The organism is Pseudomonas sp. NPDC089401, from assembly GCF_044749485.1.
Classification (GTDB): domain Bacteria; phylum Pseudomonadota; class Gammaproteobacteria; order Pseudomonadales; family Pseudomonadaceae; genus Aquipseudomonas.
This window is the reverse complement of the sequence record NZ_JBIVIA010000004.1, coordinates 290,418-307,523: the sequence shown is the minus strand read 5'-3', so window position 1 is coordinate 307,523 and position 17,106 is coordinate 290,418. Positions and strand designations below refer to the sequence as shown.

The following is a 17,106-nucleotide window of genomic DNA, read 5'->3' as shown; positions in this document are numbered from 1 at the left end:
AGGTCAGCGATCAACGCCCGACCACCTTTGGCTTGTAGGCACAATATCCCGGCCGCGGCCCGACCTTGGGGTGGTTGCGGCAGGTGTCCGGGCGCTTGTCGTAGATGGTACACAGGCGGCTCTTGCGATCCAGGTACATGCAGTCGTCGTTGCTCATCCGGGTCAGGGTGAAGATCCCCGACTTCTGGTTGAAGCGCTCGATGATGCCTTCCTTCTGCAGGCGCTTGGCCACGTTCTTCGGCGGCTCGTCTTTCTCGAACTCGTCCACCACGCCGATGCGGATCAGATCCTTGATCTTCACCTCCACCGGGAGGGTGCAGCAGGTCGAATGGCAGCCATGGCACATGTTGCTGGTGTAGCGCTGCCAGGTCTCCAGGCGGTCGACTTCGGCGGCGGCAATCAGGGTCGTTTTCATCGTTATGGGGGTGAATCACGGTCTTGGGGCGCGCGATCATACCGGAATCGTTCAATTTATGAACAACCTTTTGACCGATTGCACGCCGCTGCATGAAAACCGCGAACGCAGGCTGTCGCTCCCGGTCGAAGCGTCTAGGCTCAACACTCTCGCTCCGCTTTCGTCAAACTTGCCCGAGGATGCCGCATGTCCCAGGAACCCAAAGCACGTGACGCCGAAGTCGCGGATTTTCGCGCGGCGGTACTGAACAAGCTGACCTACGCGGTCGGCAAGGACCCGGAGCATGCCTTCGACCATGACTGGTTCGAAGCCATCGCCCTGGCCGCGCGCGATCACATGGTCGAACACTGGATGGACCACACCCGTCGGGCCTATCGACGCAGCCAGAAGCGGGTCTACTACCTCTCGCTGGAATTCCTCATCGGCCGCTTGCTGTACGACAGCCTGAGCAACCTGGGGCTGCTGGATATCGCCCGCGACGCGCTGGAAGGCTTGAACGTGGACCTGGAGCGTATTCGCCTGCTCGAGCCGGATGCCGCCTTGGGCAATGGCGGCCTCGGCCGCCTGGCCGCGTGCTTCATGGAAAGCATGTCGACCCTGGGCATTGCCGCGCACGGCTATGGCATCCGCTACGAGCATGGGCTGTTTCGCCAGGCCGTGGTCGATGGTTGGCAGCAGGAACAGACCGAGAACTGGCTGGATTTCGGCAACCCCTGGGAGTTCGAGCGCGCCGAGGTGATCTACCCGATCAGCTTCGGCGGCAGCGTCGAAACCCTGACCGCTGCACAGGGCCAGCAGCGCCAGGTGTGGTCGCCAGGTGAAACGGTGCGGGCGGTGGCCTATGACACGCCGGTTGCCGGCTGGCGCGGCGCCAGCGTCAACACCCTGCGCCTGTGGCGTGCGCGGGCGCTGGAAGAACTGCACCTGGAGCGCTTCAATGCCGGCGACCACCTGGGCGCGGTGGCCGAGGTCGCGCGCGCCGAAAGCATTTCGCGCGTGCTGTACCCGGCCGACAGTACCGAAGCCGGCCAGGAACTGCGCCTGCGTCAGGAATACTTCTTCGTCTCGGCCTCGCTGCAAGACCTGCTGCGGCGCCACCTGAACATGCACAAGGACTTGCTCAACCTGCCCGATGCGGCGGCCATCCAGCTCAACGACACCCATCCGTCGATCGCCGTGGCCGAACTGATGCGGCTGCTGGTCGATCAGCACGAAATCCCTTGGGAAAAGGCCTGGGAACTGACCGTCGGAACCTTGGCCTACACCAATCACACCCTCTTGCCCGAAGCCCTGGAAACCTGGCCGGTGGCGTTGATGGAGCGCATGCTGCCCAGGCACATGCAGATCATCTACCTGATCAACGCCTACCACATCGACAGCCTGCGCGCCAAAGGCCTGCACGATTTCGACGTGCTGCGCGCGGTGTCGCTGATCGAGGAGGACAACGGCCGCCGGGTGCGCATGGGCAACCTGGCGTTCCTGGGTTCGCACAGTGTCAACGGCGTTTCGGCGCTGCACAGCAAGCTGATGAAGAGCACGGTGTTCGCCGAGCTGCACAAGCTCTATCCGCAGCGCATCAACAACAAGACCAACGGCATCACCTTCCGCCGCTGGTTGTACCAGTCCAACCCGCAACTGACCGACATGCTGGTAGAAGCGCTGGGGCCGGAGCTCAAGGACGACCCGGAAGGGCGCCTGGCCGGCCTGGTGCCGTTCGCCGACAAGCCGGGCTTTCGCAAGCAGTTCGCTGCCCAGCGCCTGCACAGCAAGCGCGCGCTGGCCAGCATCATCCAGGACCGCCTGGGCGTCACAGTCAACCCCGAGGCGCTGTTCGACGTGCAGGTCAAGCGCATCCACGAATACAAGCGCCAACTGCTCAACCTGCTGCACACCGTGGCGCTGTACCAGGCCATACGCAACGACCCCGGCACCAACTGGGTGCCGCGGGTGAAGATCTTCGCCGGCAAGGCCGCGGCCAGTTACCACCAGGCCAAGCTGATCATCAAGCTGGCCAACGACATCGCCCGGGTGGTCAACAACGACCCGACCGTGCGCGGCCTGCTCAAGGTGGTGTTCCTGCCCAACTACAACGTCAGCCTGGCCGAAAGCATCATCCCGGCGGCGGACCTGTCGGAGCAGATTTCCACGGCCGGTTACGAGGCGTCCGGCACCAGCAACATGAAGTTCGGCCTCAATGGCGCGTTGACCATCGGCACGCTGGATGGCGCCAACGTCGAGATGTGCGAGCAGGTGGGGGCGGACAACATGTTCATCTTCGGCCTCACCGCGCAGCAGGTGGAAGCACGGCGCAAGGCGGGCGACTTCGGCGCGAGTGCGGCGATTGCCGCCTCCAGCCGCCTGCAGGATGTGCTGCAGGCGATCCGCAGCGGGGTGTTCTCGCCGGACGATCCATCGCGGTATGCGGGGTTGATCGACGGGCTGGTGGGCTATGACCGCTTCCTGGTGTGCGCCGACTTCGATGCCTACTGGGATGCCCAGCGGCGGGTCGAGGAACTGTGGCACACGCCGCAGGAGTGGTGGCGGATGGCGGTGCTGAACACCGCGCGGATGGGCTGGTTCTCGTCCGACCGGACCATTCGCGAATATGCCACCGAGATCTGGAAGGCGCTGGATTGATGTAGCTTGCACTGCACAGGGGATCTCACAGACCTGGAGATCTGTGCCGATCCCCTGTGGGAGCGGGCTTGCCCGCGAATGGCCGTTAACCTGACCATCGGCCTGGCGCCGGCTGAACTACCGACCTGATGTGCCGTCTGACAGCCCAGGCGAGTCTCTTTGCTCGCTAGCCCGCAACTCTCCCTGTAAACTGCGGGGGTTTATCTCCCCCAATCCTTTCGGAGCCATACATGTCCCGCGTTACCCTGAGTCGCTATCTGATTGAGCAGACCCGCAGCAACAATACCCCTGCCGATCTGCGCTTCCTGATCGAAGTGGTGGCGCGTGCGTGCAAGGAAATCAGCCACCACGTTTCCAAGGGCGCCCTCGGCGGCGTGCTGGGCAGCATGGGCACCGAGAACGTGCAGGGCGAAGTGCAGAAGAAGCTCGACGTGATTTCCAACGACATCCTGCTCGAAGCCAACGAGTGGGGCGGCCACCTGGCCGGCATGGCGTCCGAGGAAATGGACAACGCCTACCAGATCCCGGGCAAGTACCCGAAAGGCGCGTACCTGCTGGTGTTCGACCCGCTGGACGGCTCGTCCAACATCGACGTCAACGTGTCCGTCGGCACCATCTTCTCGGTTCTGCGTTGCCCCAACGAGTACCTGAGCCAGAACGAAACCCTGAACGAAAACGCCTTCCTGCAGCCAGGCACCCAGCAGGTCGCCGCCGGTTACGCCATCTACGGCCCACAGACCATGCTGATCCTTACCCTGGGCAACGGCGTCAAGGGCTTCACCCTGGACCGCGAACTGGGCAGCTTCGTCCTGACCCACGAGAACATCCGCGTGCCGGAAAGCACCGCCGAATTCGCCATCAACATGTCCAACCAGCGTCATTGGGAAGCCCCGATTCAGCGTTACGTGGGCGAACTGCTGGCAGGCGAGACCGGCCCGCTGAAGAAAAACTACAACATGCGCTGGATCGCCTCGATGGTGGCCGACGTGCACCGCATCCTGACCCGTGGCGGCCTGTTCATGTACCCGCGTGATGCCCGCGACCCAAGCAAGCCGGGCAAGCTGCGCCTGATGTACGAAGCCAACCCGATGTCGTTCATCATCGAACAGGCCGGCGGCGTGTCCACCGATGGTTACCAGCGCATCCTCGACATCAAGCCGGAGGGCCTGCACCAGCGTGTGTCGGTGATCCTCGGCTCGAAGGAAGAGGTCGAGCGCGTCACCGCCTACCACAAGGAGTAAGTCATGCTCGCACCTTGGCAGCCGTTGCTGGAGTGGTGGTTCGGTTGGGGCACCAGCCCCCAGGCCGTGGCTGACGAGAAGAGCACGCTGTGGTTCGGCAAGCACCATGATGCCGAGGCCCAGGCGCTGTTTGGCGACCTGGTCGAGCACGCCCTGGCGGGCGGGCTCGACGAGTGGCAGCAGAGCCCCCAGGGCTGGCTCGGCCTGCTGATCCTGCTCGACCAACTGCCGCGCATGCTCTACCGCGACACGCCGCGTGCCTTCGAGGGCGACCGGCGGGCGCAGGTGGTGGCCCTGCAGGGGTTGCAGAAGCACTGGGACTGCCAGTTGCTGCCGATCCAGCGGGTGTTCGTGCTGCTGGTGCTGGAGCATGCCGAAGTGCTGGACTGGCAGAACCTGTGCGTCGAGCGCTACCAGGTGTTGCTGGACGAGCAGCCGGAGGCCAACCAGCGCCTGTTTGCGGGCTTTCTCGACTATGCCGAGCAGCACCAGCGGGTGATTGCCCGGTTCGGTCGCTTCCCGCACCGCAACCTGGTGCTGGGGCGACCGAGCACCAGCGAAGAGATGGACTTCCTGTTGGAGCCTGGGTCCAGGTTCTGATCCGAAGGCCTTTTCGCGGGTAAACCCGCTCCTACAAGGGATCGCGGTCCCCTGTGGGAGCGGGTTCACCCGCGAAGCAGGCGCCGCGGTTTCAGATCCTGAAACTCCCCACCAGATGCTTCAACCGCTCGGCCTGGCGCTCCAGGTCGCTGCAGGCCCGCAAAGTGCTCTGCAAGTTCTGCACCCCTTCCTGATTCAGCGTATTGATCTCGATAATGTCGACATTGATCGACTCGACCACGGCCGTCTGCTCCTCGGTGGCAGTGGCCACCGACTGGTTCATGCCGTCGATCTCGCCGATGCGCTGGGTCACGCTGCCCAGCCGTTCACCGGCCTGGTTGGCGATGCCCACGCTGTGGTCGCTGTGCTGGCGGCTCTGGTTCATGGTGCTGACCGCCATCTGCGCACCGGCCTGGAGCTCTTCGATCAGGCGCTGCACCTGCTGCGCCGATTCCTGGGTACGGTGGGCCAGGTTGCGCACCTCGTCGGCAACCACGGCAAAGCCGCGCCCGGCTTCACCGGCACGGGCAGCCTCGATGGCGGCATTGAGCGCCAGCAGGTTGGTCTGCTGGGAAATGCCACTGATCACGTCGAGGATCTGACCGATGTTGGCGGTGTGCGCGTTCAACGTCTCGATGTTGCCGCACGAGTCGCTGATGCGCGCCGAGAGCTGGTTCATCACCTCGATGGTGCGCCCTACCACCTGCTGGCCATCGTCGGCCAGGCCGCGGGCTTCGCTGGAGTGCTGAGACGCCAGCGCCGCGTTCTGGGCGATTTCCTGGGCGGCGGCGCCGAGTTGGTTGATGGCGGCGGCCACGCTGCTGGTGCGGCTGGACTGCTGGTCGGCATTGCTGATCGAAGCATTCGAAGCGCTGACCACCTGGGCGGCCACGGCGTTGACCTGGCCGGTGGCCGAGGCCACTTCGCGGATCGACTCGTGGATGCGCTCGACGAAGCGGTTGAACGACTGGCCGAGGCTGCCGAACTCATCCTGGGCGTGAATGGTCAGGCGCCGGGTCAGGTCGCCTTCGCCCTCTGCGATGTCATGCATGGCGCGGCCCATCAGGTGCAGCGGTGCCATCAGCACGCGGATCAGCAGGCCGAGCAGGGCGATGATCACCACCACCGCGATCAGCGTGGCGACGATGGCCGAGGTGCGCAGTTCGCCGAGCATGGCGAAGGCGGCGTCCTGGTCGAGCACCAGCGCCACGTACCAGTCGGCCGAAGGCACGCCGTCGACGTGGGTGAAGCTGATGAACTGCTTGCGGCCGTCGACTTCGACTTCCTGCAGGCCGCTGCCGATGCGCGGGGTGCCCTGGGGGTAGACGTCGGTCAGGGCCTTCAGCGCCAGCTCGGCCTTGGGGTGGATGAGCACCTTGCCTTCGCCGTTGACGATGAAGGCATGGCCCTGGCCGCCGAAGTCCAGGGCGTTGATCAGGTTGCTGATGGTCTGCAGGTCGGTGTCGGCGCCGCTGACGCCGATCATCTTGCCGGCCTGGCGCACGGGCGTGGCCAGGGTGATCACCAGCTTGCCGGCGGAGGCCGAGATGTAGGGTTCGGTGACGATGGTCTGGCCACTGGCGCTGGCGGCCTTGTACCAGCCGCGAACGCGCGGGTCATAGTCGGCTGCACGGTTGCCCACCGGCACCGACTGCATGCTGCCGTCCTGGCCGCCGAAGTAGGTGAGCTGGAAGTTGCGGCCGTACACCGGCAGCGCCAGGCTGCGCTCGAGGCTGGCTTTGCCCGGGCCGTCGACGGCGACCTGCTGGGCCAGCGAGTCGAGCAGCTGGATGCGGCTGTCGAGCCAGTTGTGGATGTTGCCGGCGGTGAGCTCGCCCAGGTCCTGCAGGTTGGTCTGCGTGTCATGGCGCAGGGACTGGCGTTGTCGGTAGTCGTTGAACAGCACGAAACAGGTGAAGGCAGCGGCCACCACGAGGGCGGCGGCCAGCAGGATCTTGTGGCTGAACTTGAGGTTCTTGGTCATTTTTGGTCTGCACAAGGCAAGGCGTAGGAGGAGGTGCTGCGACAATCCGCCACAGCGTGCTCGCTGTGTCGACGCGGCGCGGCAAAACATTAATCGCTCGCGCGCCTTTCGCCGACCAACGGCGTACAACGAAAGCCGGGTTGCCAGGGAACCAGGGAGCGATTTTTTCGTCGAAGATCACTGCAGGCCACTCGCCTGTGTCTATTTTCCAGGAGTGTGCCTTCATGTCGTTGCGTTCCCTCGCCCTGTTGTCCTTGTGCGTCGTTCTGACCGCGTGCAGCAAGATCAACCAGGAAAACTATTCCAAGCTCAAGACCGGCATGAGCAAGGCCGAGGTCGAGCAGCTGCTCGGCACGCCTGCCGAGTGCTCCGGCGCGCTGGGCATGAGCAGTTGCACCTGGGGGGACGAGAAGAGCTTCATCAGCGTTCAATACGCCGCCGACAAGGTCCTGATCTACTCCGGGCAGGGCCTCCAATGAGGCGTCTGCACGTACTGCTGGGGTTGTGCCTGGTCGTTCTGCTGGGTGGCTGTGCCACCTCACCGAGCGACCCGCTGGCGCCGAAGACCGCCGGTCATGTCGACCTCAAGCGCTACCAGGGCAAATGGTACGAGTTGGCACGCCTGCCGATGAAGTACCAGGCCGACTGCGCCCAGTCCGAAGCCCACTACAACCTCAAGCCCGACGGTTCGTACGGTGTGCTCAACCGTTGCCGCACGATGGGCGATGAATGGCTGCGTGCCGAGGGCCACGCCAACATCCAGGAGCCGGGGCATACCGACCGCTTGTGGGTGGAGTTCGACAACTGGTTTACGCGCCTGGTACCGGGCGTGACCAAGGGCGAGTACTGGATTCTGTACGTGGACGAGCACTACCGCACGGCCATTGTCGGCAGCCCGGACCGCAAGTACCTGTGGATCCTGTCGCGCACGCCCACGCTGCCGGCCTGGGAGCGCGAGAGTCTGATGTCCAAGGCGCGCCAGCAGGGTTATGACACCAGCCGGCTGATCTGGCGTACCCCGGACAAGCAGATCGTGCAGATGCATTGAATTTTGAGGCCGCCTTGCGGCCCTTCGCGGGCAAGCCCGCTCCCACAGGAATGCGCATACCTCCCGTGGGAGCGGGCTTGCCCGCGAAGGGCTGCAACGCAGCCCCAGCTTGCTCAGCCGAGCAGTTGCCGCAACACGTCGGCAAACGCCCGCCCGCTTTCCTCTTCCTGCGCATGCCGCCCCTGGCGCACCACCCACGCACCATTGACCATCACATCCCGCACCTGACGATCCCCGCCGGCAAACAGCCAGCGGTTCAGAACCGCATCCCCCTCGGCCATGGCGATGTACGGGTCCTGCCCATCCAGCACCAGCCAGTCGGCCCGCTTGCCCACCGCCAGCTGACCAATCGGTTGCCCGAGCGCCTGGGCGCCACCGACCAGCGCCGCGTCGTACAGCGTGCGCCCGACCATTGGCTGATCACCGCGATACAACCGGTTGCGACGCTGGTCGCGCAGCCGCTGGCCGTATTCCAGCCAGCGCAGTTCCTCGACCACGCTCAGTGACACATGGCTGTCCGAGCCAATCCCCATGCGCCCACCCCGGGCCAGGAAGTCCACGGCGGGGAAGATGCCATCCCCCAGGTTGGCCTCGGTGGTCAGGCACAACCCGGCCACCGCCCCGCTGCGCGCCATGGCTGTGATTTCGTCGGCCTCGGCGTGGGTGGCATGCACCAGGCACCAGCGTGGGTCCACATCGACATGCTCGTACAGCCACTGCAAAGGCCGTAGCCCGCTCCAGGCCAGGCAGTCGTCGACTTCCTTCTGCTGCTCGGCGATATGGATGTGGATCGGGCACTGCCGGTCGCTGGCCGCCAGCACTTCGGCGAGCTGCCCGGGCGTCACCGCGCGCAGCGAATGGAAGCACAGCCCCAGCTGTTGCGCCGGTTGCGCCGCCAGCACCGGCGCCAGTTGCGCCTGCAGTTGCAGGTACTGCTCGGTGGAGTTGATGAAGCGCCGCTGCCCTTCGTTGGGCGCCTGGCCACCGAATCCGGCGTGGCTGTAGAGCACTGGCAGCAGGGTCAGGCCGATACCGCTGGCGGCTGCGGCAGCGCTGATGCGCCGCGACAGTTCGGTCGGGTCGGCATAGGGATTGCCGGCCTGGTCGTGATGTACGTAGTGGAATTCGGCCACCGAGGTGTAGCCGGCCTTGAGCATCTCGATGTACAACTGGTGGGCGATGACCTGCAGCTGCTGCGGGGTGATCTTGCCGACCAGGCGGTACATCAGCTCACGCCAGGTCCAGAAGCTGTCGTTGGGGTTGCCCGCCACTTCCGCCAGCCCCGCCATGGCCCGCTGGAAGGCGTGCGAATGCAGGTTGGGCATGCCCGGCAGCAATGGGCCGGCCAGGCGTTCGGCGCCTTCGGCAGAGGCGTTGACCTCGATGCGGGTCAGCAACCCGGCATTGGACACCTCGAGACGGACATTGCTGGCCCAGCCATCGGGCAGCAGAGCGCGGTGGGCGAAGTAGGCGGACATCAGAAAAATCCTATTATCGTTGTAGTTGTATATACATATACAGTTGTTTGCCTGCCGGGTAAACTGCGGCAAGCTACCGCTCATTCCATTGCCTAAGGACTCAACGCCGTGCCGACACCTCTTGTCTCCGCGCTGGTTGCCCAGATGGGCGAGGGCCCGGCGCCGCTGTACGCCCGGGTCAAGCAAATGATCGTCCAGCAGATCGAAAACGGCAGCTGGCCGCCCCATCACCGGGTGCCGTCGGAAAGCGAACTGGTCAGCGAGCTGGGCTTCAGCCGCATGACCATCAACCGCGCGCTGCGCGAGCTCACCGCCGAGGGGCTGCTGGTGCGCATGCAGGGGGTCGGCACGTTCGTCGCCGAGCCCAAGAGCCGCTCGGCGTTGTTCGAGGTCAACAACATCGCCGACGAAATCGCCAGTCGTGGCCACCAGCATAGCTGCCGGGTGATCGAGCTGGCCGAGCAGGCCGCCGGTTCCGAGCGCGCCCTGGCCCTGGACATGCGCGAGGGCCAACGGGTGTTCCATTCGCTGATCGTGCACTACGAGAATGGCGTGCCGGTACAGATCGAGGACCGCTACGTCAACGCAGCCATCGCCCCGGATTACCTCCAGCAGGATTTCACCCGGCAGACGCCCTACGCCTATCTGTCCCAGGTCGCGCCGCTGACCGAGGGCGAGCACGTGGTCGAGGCGATCCTGGCCGAGCCCGAGGAGTGCCGCCTGCTGCAGATCGAGCGCGGCGAGCCGTGCCTGCTGATCCGCCGTCGCACCTGGTCCGGCCGCCAGCCGGTGACGGCGGCGCGGCTGATCCATCCCGGTTCCCGTCATCGCCTTGAAGGACGTTTCAGCAAATGACCCAGCTGCAGTTGCTGCGCGCGCGGAGCTACCCGCGCATGCCCTGGAAGAACGGCGGCGGTTACACCGAAGAAATCACCCGCGACAACGGCGAGGGGCTGGAGGGTTTCGGCTGGCGCCTGTCGATCGCCGATATCGAGGAGTCGGGCGGGTTTTCCGTGTTCGCCGGCTACCAGCGGATCATCTCCGTGCTGCAGGGTGACGGCATGCGCCTGCTGGTCGATGGCCAGGCCAGCCGCCCGTTGCTGGCGTTCGATGCGTTCGCCTTCAGTGGCGAGAGCCAGGTCAGCTGCAACCTGCTCGGCGGGGCGATCCGCGATTTCAACCTGATCTATGCGCCGCAGCGCTACCGGGCTCGGTTGCAGTGGTTCGATGGCACCAGCCGGTTGTACAGCTCGGCGTCGACGGTGTTGCTGTTTGCCGCGGGCAGCCAGGTCGAGGTGGCACTGGGCGGGGCAATGCATCAGCTGGGGCTGTACGACTGCTTGCGGCTGGATGACAACGACGGGTTGCTGGGGCTGGATGTGCAGGGGCGGTTTTGCTTGATCGAGCTAATTGCAAGTTGAGATAGCCGGGGCTGCTGCGCAGCCCTTTCGCGACACAAGGCCGCTCCTACAAGGGACCGCGATCTCCTGTAGGAGCGGCCTTGTGTCGCGAAAGGGCCGCAAAGCGGCCCCAGTGCATTCATGAAATTCACAGCAGAGGTCCGTTGATTTTGGTTGTCCATGCTTGTACATACAAGTAAAGGTGTGTTTATCTATTCACCACGACACACCTGCCCGCGGACAACCGCCGAGGACCTTTCCCGTGACCGACAACAACAAATACCGTGACGTTGAAATCCGTGCCCCCCGTGGCAACAAGCTGACCGCCAAGAGCTGGCTGACCGAAGCGCCACTGCGCATGCTGATGAACAACCTCGACCCGCAGGTCGCGGAAAACCCCAAGGAGCTGGTGGTGTATGGCGGCATCGGTCGCGCTGCACGCAACTGGGCCTGCTACGACAAGATCGTCGAGACCCTGACCCGTCTGGAAGACGACGAAACCCTGCTGGTGCAGTCGGGCAAGCCGGTCGGTGTGTTCAAGACCCACAGCAACGCCCCGCGCGTGCTGATCGCCAACTCCAACCTGGTGCCGCACTGGGCCAGTTGGGAGCACTTCAACGAACTGGACGCCAAGGGCCTGGCCATGTACGGCCAGATGACCGCTGGCAGCTGGATCTATATCGGCAGCCAGGGCATCGTCCAGGGCACCTATGAAACCTTCGTCGAAGCCGGCCGCCAGCACTACGGCGGCAGCCTCAAGGGCAAGTGGGTGCTGACCGCGGGCCTGGGCGGCATGGGCGGCGCCCAGCCGCTGGCCGCGACCCTGGCCGGTGCCTGTTCGCTGAACATCGAATGCCAGCAGAGCCGCATCGACTTCCGCCTGGAAACCCGTTACGTCGATGAGCAGGCCAAGGACCTCGACGACGCCCTGGCGCGCATCGCCAAGTACACCGGCGAAGGCAAGGCGATCTCCATCGCCTTGCACGGCAACGCCGCCGAAATCCTTCCGGAACTGGTCAAGCGCGGTGTGCGCCCGGACATGGTCACCGACCAGACCAGCGCCCACGACCCACTGAATGGCTACCTGCCCGCCGGCTGGACCTGGGAACAGTACCGCGACCGCGCCCAGACCGAGCCGGCTGCCGTGGTCAAGGCAGCCAAGCAGTCGATGGCCGTGCACGTGCAGGCCATGCTCGACTTCCAGAATCAGGGCATCCCGACCTTCGACTATGGCAACAACATCCGCCAGATGGCCAAGGAAGAAGGCGTGGCCAACGCCTTCGACTTCCCAGGCTTCGTCCCGGCGTACATCCGCCCGCTGTTCTGCCGCGGCATCGGCCCGTTCCGCTGGGCCGCGCTGTCCGGCGAGGCCGAGGACATCTACAAGACCGACGCCAAGGTCAAGGAACTGATCCCCGACGATGCCCACCTGCACCGCTGGCTGGACATGGCCCGCGAGCGCATCAGCTTCCAGGGCCTGCCGGCGCGTATCTGCTGGGTCGGTCTGGGCCTGCGCGCCAAGCTCGGCCTGGCGTTCAACGAAATGGTCCGTAGCGGCGAGCTGTCGGCGCCGGTGGTGATCGGCCGCGACCACCTGGACTCGGGCTCGGTGTCCAGCCCCAACCGCGAGACCGAAGCCATGCGCGACGGCTCCGATGCGGTCTCCGACTGGCCGCTGCTCAACGCCCTGCTCAATACCGCGGGCGGCGCCACCTGGGTGTCGCTGCACCACGGCGGTGGCGTCGGCATGGGCTTCTCCCAGCATTCGGGCATGGTCATCGTTTGCGACGGCAGCGATGAAGCCGCCGAGCGCATCGCCCGGGTGCTGACCAACGACCCGGGGACCGGCGTCATGCGCCACGCCGATGCCGGCTACGACATCGCCATCGACTGCGCCAGGGAGCAGGGCCTCGACCTGCCGATGATCACCGGCTGAACGCCGCGTCTTGAGTGATACTGAACAACAAGAGGGGCCTGCGGGCCCCCGACAGAATGGAGTAGCGAAGTGATCGAACTGACCCTCAAGCCCGGCACCCTGACCCTGGCCCAGCTGCGCGCCATCCACGCCGCCCCGGTGCGCCTGCAATTGCACGCCAGCGCCGCGCCGGCCATCGACGCCAGTGTTGCCTGCGTCGAGCAGATCATTGCCGAAGACCGTACCGCCTACGGCATCAACACCGGTTTCGGCCTGCTGGCTTCGACCCGCATCGCCAGCCACGACCTCGAGAACCTGCAGCGCTCGCTGGTGCTGTCCCACGCCGCGGGTGTCGGCGCACCGCTGGACGACGCCCTGGTGCGGCTGATCATGGTGCTCAAGATCAACAGCCTCAGCCGCGGTTTCTCCGGCATCCGCCGCAAGGTCATCGACGCGCTGATCGCCCTGGTCAACGCCGAAGTCTACCCCCACATCCCGCTCAAGGGTTCGGTCGGCGCTTCCGGCGACCTCGCCCCGCTGGCGCACATGTCGCTGGTGCTGCTGGGTGAAGGCAAGGCCCGCCACCAGGGCCAGTGGCTGTCGGCCACCGAAGCCCTGGCCGTCGCCGGCCTCGAGCCGCTGACCCTGGCCGCCAAGGAGGGCCTGGCCCTGCTCAACGGCACCCAGGCCTCCACCGCCTATGCCCTGCGTGGCCTGTTCCAGGCTGAAGACCTGTACGCCGCCGCCATCGCCTGTGGTGGCTTGAGCGTCGAGGCCGCACTGGGCTCGCGCTCGCCGTTCGATGCGCGCATCCACGAAGTGCGCGGCCAGCGCGGCCAGATCGACACGGCGGCGTGCTTCCGTGACCTGCTGGGTGATTCCAGCGAAGTGTCGCTGTCGCACAAGAACTGCGACAAGGTCCAGGACCCGTACTCGCTGCGCTGCCAGCCCCAGGTCATGGGCGCCTGCCTGACCCAGATCCGCCAGGCCGCCGAGGTGCTGGGCATCGAAGCCAACGCCGTGTCGGACAACCCGCTGGTGTTCGCCGCCGAAGGTGACGTGATTTCCGGCGGCAACTTCCACGCCGAACCGGTGGCCATGGCGGCCGACAACCTGGCCCTGGCGATCGCCGAGATCGGCTCGCTGAGCGAGCGCCGCATCTCGCTGATGATGGACAAGCACATGTCCCAGCTGCCGCCGTTCCTGGTGGAAAACGGCGGGGTCAACTCCGGCTTCATGATCGCCCAGGTCACCGCTGCCGCCCTGGCCAGCGAAAACAAGGCCCTGTCCCACCCGCACAGCGTCGATAGCCTGCCGACCTCGGCCAACCAGGAAGACCACGTTTCCATGGCTCCGGCTGCGGGCAAGCGCCTGTGGGAAATGGCCGAGAACACCCGTGGCGTGCTGGCCATCGAATGGCTGGGTGCGTGCCAGGGGCTGGACCTGCGCAAAGGCCTGAAGACCTCGGCGAAGCTGGAAAAGGCGCGCCAGGCGCTGCGCCGTGAAGTGCCGCACTATGACCGTGACCGCTTCTTTGCGCCGGACATCGAGGCCGCCGTCGAGCTGCTGGCCCAGGGCAGCCTGACCGGGCTGCTGCCTGCGGGTGTCTTGCCCAGCCTGTGACGCCCCCGGGGCCGCTTTGCGGCCCTTTCGCGACACAAGGCCGCTCCTACGAAGGCAATGCGATTCCTTGCAGGAGCGGCCTTGTGTCGCGAAAGGGCGGCAAGGCAGCCCCCATCGATCTCACGACCACAACAACAATTCAAGGACGTGACATGCAACAAGCTCAAGGTCTCAAGCGCGGGCTCACGGCCCGCCACATCCGTTTCATGGCCTTAGGTTCGGCCATCGGTACCGGCCTGTTCTACGGCTCCGCCTCGGCCATCCAGATGGCCGGCCCGGCCGTGCTGCTGGCCTACCTGATCGGCGGCGCCGCGGTGTTCATGGTCATGCGCGCGCTCGGCGAAATGGCCGTGCACAACCCGGTGGCCGGCTCCTTCGGCCACTACGCCAGCACCTACCTCGGCCCCATGGCCGGCTTCATCCTCGGCTGGACCTACGCCTTCGAGATGGTCATCGTCGCCATCGCCGATGTCACCGCCTTCGGTATCTACATGGGCTTCTGGTTCCCGGAGGTGGCCCGCTGGATCTGGGTGCTGGGCATCGTCTTCGTGATCGGCGGCCTGAACCTGTGCAACGTCAAAGTGTTCGGCGAAATGGAATTCTGGCTGTCGCTGCTCAAGGTCGGCGCGATCGTCGCGATGATCCTGGCCGGCCTCGGCATCATGGCCTTCGGCTTCAGCCAGGTGACCGGCGAGCAGGCGCCGGGCTTCGGCAACCTGTTCGACCACGGCGGCTTCATGCCCAACGGCGTCGCAGGCCTGATCGCCTCGTTCGCGGTGGTGATGTTCGCCTTCGGTGGCATCGAGATCATCGGCGTCACCGCCGGTGAGGCGAAGGATCCGCAGCGGGTCATTCCCAAGGCGATCAATGCCGTGCCGCTGCGCATCCTGCTGTTCTACGTGCTTACCCTGCTGGTGCTGATGTGCCTCTACCCGTGGCCGCAGATCGGCAGCGAAGGCAGCCCGTTCGTGCAGATCTTCAGCCACCTGGGCATCGGCTCGGCAGCGGCCGTGCTGAACATCGTGGTGATCTCGGCGGCGGTGTCGGCGATCAACAGCGACATCTTCGGCGCCGGCCGCATGATGTATGGCCTGGCCCAGCAAGGCCACGCGCCACGCAGCTTCGGCCAGCTGTCGAAACACGGCGTGCCGTGGATGACCGTGGTGGTGATGGGGGCGGCGCTGCTGGTGGGCGTGCTGCTCAACTACCTGATCCCGGAAAACGTGTTCCTGCTGATTGCCTCCATCGCCACCTTCGCCACCGTGTGGGTGTGGCTGATGATTCTCGTCACCCAGGTCGCCATGCGCCGCAGCATGAGCCCTGAACAAGCGGCCCAGCTGAAGTTCCCGGTGCCGTTGTGGCCCTATGGCCCGGCCATGGCCATCGCCTTCATGCTGTTCATTTTCGCTGTGCTCGGTTACTTCCCGGACACCCAGGCGGCCTTGCTGGTCGGCGTGCTCTGGGTGGCATTCCTGGTGGCGTCCTACCGGCTGTGGTGCAAGCCGCGCGCCGGCAGGCACGCGCCCGTCGAGCTGCACCGCTAGTCAAGGAGATTGCACATGAGAACCCTCTGGCAGCACTGCCATGCGGCCACCATGAAAGAAGGCCGTTACTCGATCATCGAGGACGCGGCCATCGTCACCAACGCCGGGCGTATCGAGTGGATCGGCCCACGCGCCGAGCTGGCGCCTGTCGAGGCCGAGCGCACGGTCGACCTGGGCGGCGCCTGGGTCACCCCGGGGCTGATCGACTGCCACACCCACGCGGTGTTCGGTGGCAACCGCAGCGGTGAGTTCGAGCAGCGCCTGCAAGGCGTCAGCTATGCCGAGATCGCCGCCCAGGGCGGCGGCATCGCCAGCACCGTGCGGGCCACCCGCGCGGCCAGCGAGGACGAACTGTTCGCCAGCGCTCGCCAGCGGGTCCAGGCCTTGATGCGCGATGGCGTGACCATGATCGAGGTCAAGTCCGGCTACGGCCTGGACCTGGCCAACGAGCGCAAGATGCTGCGCGTGGCCCGGCGCCTGGCCGACGAGCTGCCACTGGCGGTGCGCGCCACTTGCCTGGCGGCCCATGCCTTGCCGCCGGAGTACGCCGGCCGTGCCGACGACTACATCGCGCATGTCTGCGACGAGATGCTGCCCGCCCTGGCCGCCGAAGGCCTGGTCGATGCGGTGGATGCCTTCTGCGAGCACCTGGCGTTCTCGCCGGCGCAGGTGGAAAAGCTGTTCATCAAGGCCCGTGAACTGGGCCTGCCGGTGAAGTTGCACGCCGAGCAGCTGTCGTCGCTGCATGGCTCCAGCCTGGCTGCGCGCTACCAGGCGCTGTCGGCCGACCACCTGGAGTTCATGACCGAGGAAGACGCCATCGCCATGGCCAAGGCCGGCACCGTCGCGGTGCTGCTGCCGGGCGCGTTCTACTTCCTGCGGGAAACCCAGCTGCCGCCGATGGACGCCCTGCGGCGGCATGGCGTGAAGATCGCCCTGGCCAGCGACCTCAACCCCGGCACCTCGCCCGGCCTGTCGTTGCGCCTGATGCTGAACATGGGCTGCACGCTGTTCCGCATGACCCCGGAAGAGGCCCTGGCCGGCGTCACCCTGCACGCTGCCACGGCCTTGGGCCTCGGCGACAGCCATGGTTCGCTGGAGGTTGGCAAGGTCGCCGACTTCGTCGCCTGGCAGATCGCCCGTCCTGCCGACCTGGCCTACTGGCTCGGCGGCGACTTGCCCAAGCGCGTGGTGCGCATGGGCCGTGAAATATCCTACTGA

At 65.6% G+C, this 17,106-nt stretch carries 14 protein-coding genes and 1 pseudogene; 11 read left to right on the top strand and 4 right to left on the bottom strand.

Annotation, left to right across the window (positions count from 1 at the left end; translation table 11 throughout):
- Positions 1–10 precede the first annotated feature (10 nt).
- Complete coding sequence (locus ACIP21_RS11850; RefSeq protein WP_003249225.1) at positions 11–415, bottom strand: YkgJ family cysteine cluster protein; 405 nt, start codon at positions 413–415, stop codon at positions 11–13.
- Between the two features lie 186 nt (positions 416–601).
- Here ACIP21_RS11850 and ACIP21_RS11845 point away from each other — a divergent pair, with 186 nt between their 5' ends.
- From ACIP21_RS11845 to ACIP21_RS11835, 3 genes are all read left to right on the top strand, one after another.
- Complete coding sequence (locus ACIP21_RS11845; RefSeq protein ID WP_400687546.1) at positions 602–3,052, top strand: glycogen/starch/alpha-glucan phosphorylase; 2,451 nt, start codon at positions 602–604, stop codon at positions 3,050–3,052.
- A gap of 230 nt (positions 3,053–3,282) precedes the next feature.
- Entirely contained in the window at positions 3,283–4,293 is a 1,011-nt protein-coding gene (locus tag ACIP21_RS11840) for a class 1 fructose-bisphosphatase (RefSeq protein WP_201203566.1), read from the top strand.
- 3 nt (positions 4,294–4,296) lie between these two features.
- Positions 4,297–4,893 carry a DUF924 family protein gene (locus tag ACIP21_RS11835; protein ID WP_400687544.1) on the top strand — a complete coding sequence of 199 codons (597 nt, stop codon included), beginning with the start codon at positions 4,297–4,299 and terminating at the stop codon, positions 4,891–4,893.
- Between the two features lie 91 nt (positions 4,894–4,984).
- Here the strand turns inward: ACIP21_RS11835 and ACIP21_RS11830 are convergent, their stop codons facing one another.
- Together ACIP21_RS11830 and ACIP21_RS11825 are read right to left on the bottom strand one after the other, a co-directional pair.
- The gene (locus ACIP21_RS11830) at positions 4,985–5,710 is read right to left on the bottom strand and encodes a methyl-accepting chemotaxis protein (protein ID WP_400687986.1); all 726 of its coding nucleotides are present in this window, start codon (positions 5,708–5,710) and stop codon (positions 4,985–4,987) included.
- A gap of 129 nt (positions 5,711–5,839) precedes the next feature.
- Positions 5,840–6,877 (bottom strand): annotated as a pseudogene (locus tag ACIP21_RS11825) (cache and HAMP domain-containing protein); the annotation flags it as partial.
- Positions 6,878–7,101: 224 nt separating this feature from the next.
- Between ACIP21_RS11825 and bamE the strand changes: the two are divergent.
- Both bamE and ACIP21_RS11815 read left to right on the top strand, forming a co-directional pair.
- Positions 7,102–7,356 carry an outer membrane protein assembly factor BamE gene (gene bamE / locus ACIP21_RS11820; protein WP_400687542.1) on the top strand — a complete coding sequence of 85 codons (255 nt, stop codon included), beginning with the start codon at positions 7,102–7,104 and terminating at the stop codon, positions 7,354–7,356.
- A complete protein-coding gene (locus ACIP21_RS11815) occupies positions 7,353–7,925 on the top strand; it encodes a lipocalin family protein (protein ID WP_400687540.1) in 573 nt (190 codons plus the stop codon). The genes bamE and ACIP21_RS11815 overlap by 4 nt, the downstream gene beginning before the upstream one ends.
- Positions 7,926–8,038: 113 nt before the next feature.
- On the opposite strand, the gene ACIP21_RS11810 is transcribed toward ACIP21_RS11815, so the two are convergent.
- Positions 8,039–9,403, bottom strand: coding sequence for a formimidoylglutamate deiminase (locus ACIP21_RS11810; protein WP_400687538.1), 1,365 nt, complete (start codon positions 9,401–9,403; stop codon positions 8,039–8,041).
- Positions 9,404–9,547: 144 nt separating this feature from the next.
- Between ACIP21_RS11810 and hutC the strand changes: the two genes are divergently transcribed.
- From hutC to hutI, 6 genes are all read left to right on the top strand, one after another.
- Positions 9,548–10,258: a histidine utilization repressor gene (gene hutC / locus ACIP21_RS11805; protein ID WP_400687984.1), complete on the top strand. Its 711-nt coding sequence runs from the start codon at positions 9,548–9,550 to the stop codon at positions 10,256–10,258.
- Positions 10,255–10,824 (top strand): HutD family protein, encoded by a 570-nt coding sequence (locus ACIP21_RS11800; protein WP_400687536.1) that lies wholly within the window; start codon positions 10,255–10,257, stop codon positions 10,822–10,824. The genes hutC and ACIP21_RS11800 overlap by 4 nt, the downstream gene beginning before the upstream one ends.
- 241 nt (positions 10,825–11,065) lie before the next feature.
- Entirely contained in the window at positions 11,066–12,739 is a 1,674-nt protein-coding gene (hutU, locus tag ACIP21_RS11795; protein WP_400687534.1) for a urocanate hydratase, read from the top strand.
- Positions 12,740–12,811: 72 nt separating this feature from the next.
- A complete protein-coding gene (gene hutH, locus ACIP21_RS11790) occupies positions 12,812–14,341 on the top strand; it encodes a histidine ammonia-lyase (RefSeq protein ID WP_400687982.1) in 1,530 nt (509 codons plus the stop codon).
- A gap of 152 nt (positions 14,342–14,493) precedes the next feature.
- Positions 14,494–15,885 carry an amino acid permease gene (locus ACIP21_RS11785; protein ID WP_400687532.1) on the top strand — a complete coding sequence of 464 codons (1,392 nt, stop codon included), beginning with the start codon at positions 14,494–14,496 and terminating at the stop codon, positions 15,883–15,885.
- Positions 15,886–15,900: 15 nt separating this feature from the next.
- Positions 15,901–17,106: an imidazolonepropionase gene (gene hutI, locus ACIP21_RS11780; protein WP_400687530.1), complete on the top strand. Its 1,206-nt coding sequence runs from the start codon at positions 15,901–15,903 to the stop codon at positions 17,104–17,106.

What these genes read in the sequence shown, in the direction of transcription:
- ACIP21_RS11850 (WP_003249225.1), bottom strand. Translation starts at nt 415, where the DNA reads ATGAAAACGACCCTGATTGCCGCCGCCGAAGTCGACCGCCTGGAGACC.
- ACIP21_RS11845 (WP_400687546.1), top strand. Translation starts at nt 602, where the DNA reads ATGTCCCAGGAACCCAAAGCACGTGACGCCGAAGTCGCGGATTTTCGC.
- ACIP21_RS11840 (WP_201203566.1), top strand. Translation starts at nt 3,283, where the DNA reads ATGTCCCGCGTTACCCTGAGTCGCTATCTGATTGAGCAGACCCGCAGC.
- ACIP21_RS11835 (WP_400687544.1), top strand. Translation starts at nt 4,297, where the DNA reads ATGCTCGCACCTTGGCAGCCGTTGCTGGAGTGGTGGTTCGGTTGGGGC.
- bamE (WP_400687542.1), top strand. Translation starts at nt 7,102, where the DNA reads ATGTCGTTGCGTTCCCTCGCCCTGTTGTCCTTGTGCGTCGTTCTGACC.
- ACIP21_RS11815 (WP_400687540.1), top strand. Translation starts at nt 7,353, where the DNA reads ATGAGGCGTCTGCACGTACTGCTGGGGTTGTGCCTGGTCGTTCTGCTG.
- ACIP21_RS11810 (WP_400687538.1), bottom strand. Translation starts at nt 9,403, where the DNA reads ATGTCCGCCTACTTCGCCCACCGCGCTCTGCTGCCCGATGGCTGGGCC.
- hutC (WP_400687984.1), top strand. Translation starts at nt 9,548, where the DNA reads ATGGGCGAGGGCCCGGCGCCGCTGTACGCCCGGGTCAAGCAAATGATC.
- ACIP21_RS11800 (WP_400687536.1), top strand. Translation starts at nt 10,255, where the DNA reads ATGACCCAGCTGCAGTTGCTGCGCGCGCGGAGCTACCCGCGCATGCCC.
- ACIP21_RS11785 (WP_400687532.1), top strand. Translation starts at nt 14,494, where the DNA reads ATGCAACAAGCTCAAGGTCTCAAGCGCGGGCTCACGGCCCGCCACATC.
- hutI (WP_400687530.1), top strand. Translation starts at nt 15,901, where the DNA reads ATGAGAACCCTCTGGCAGCACTGCCATGCGGCCACCATGAAAGAAGGC.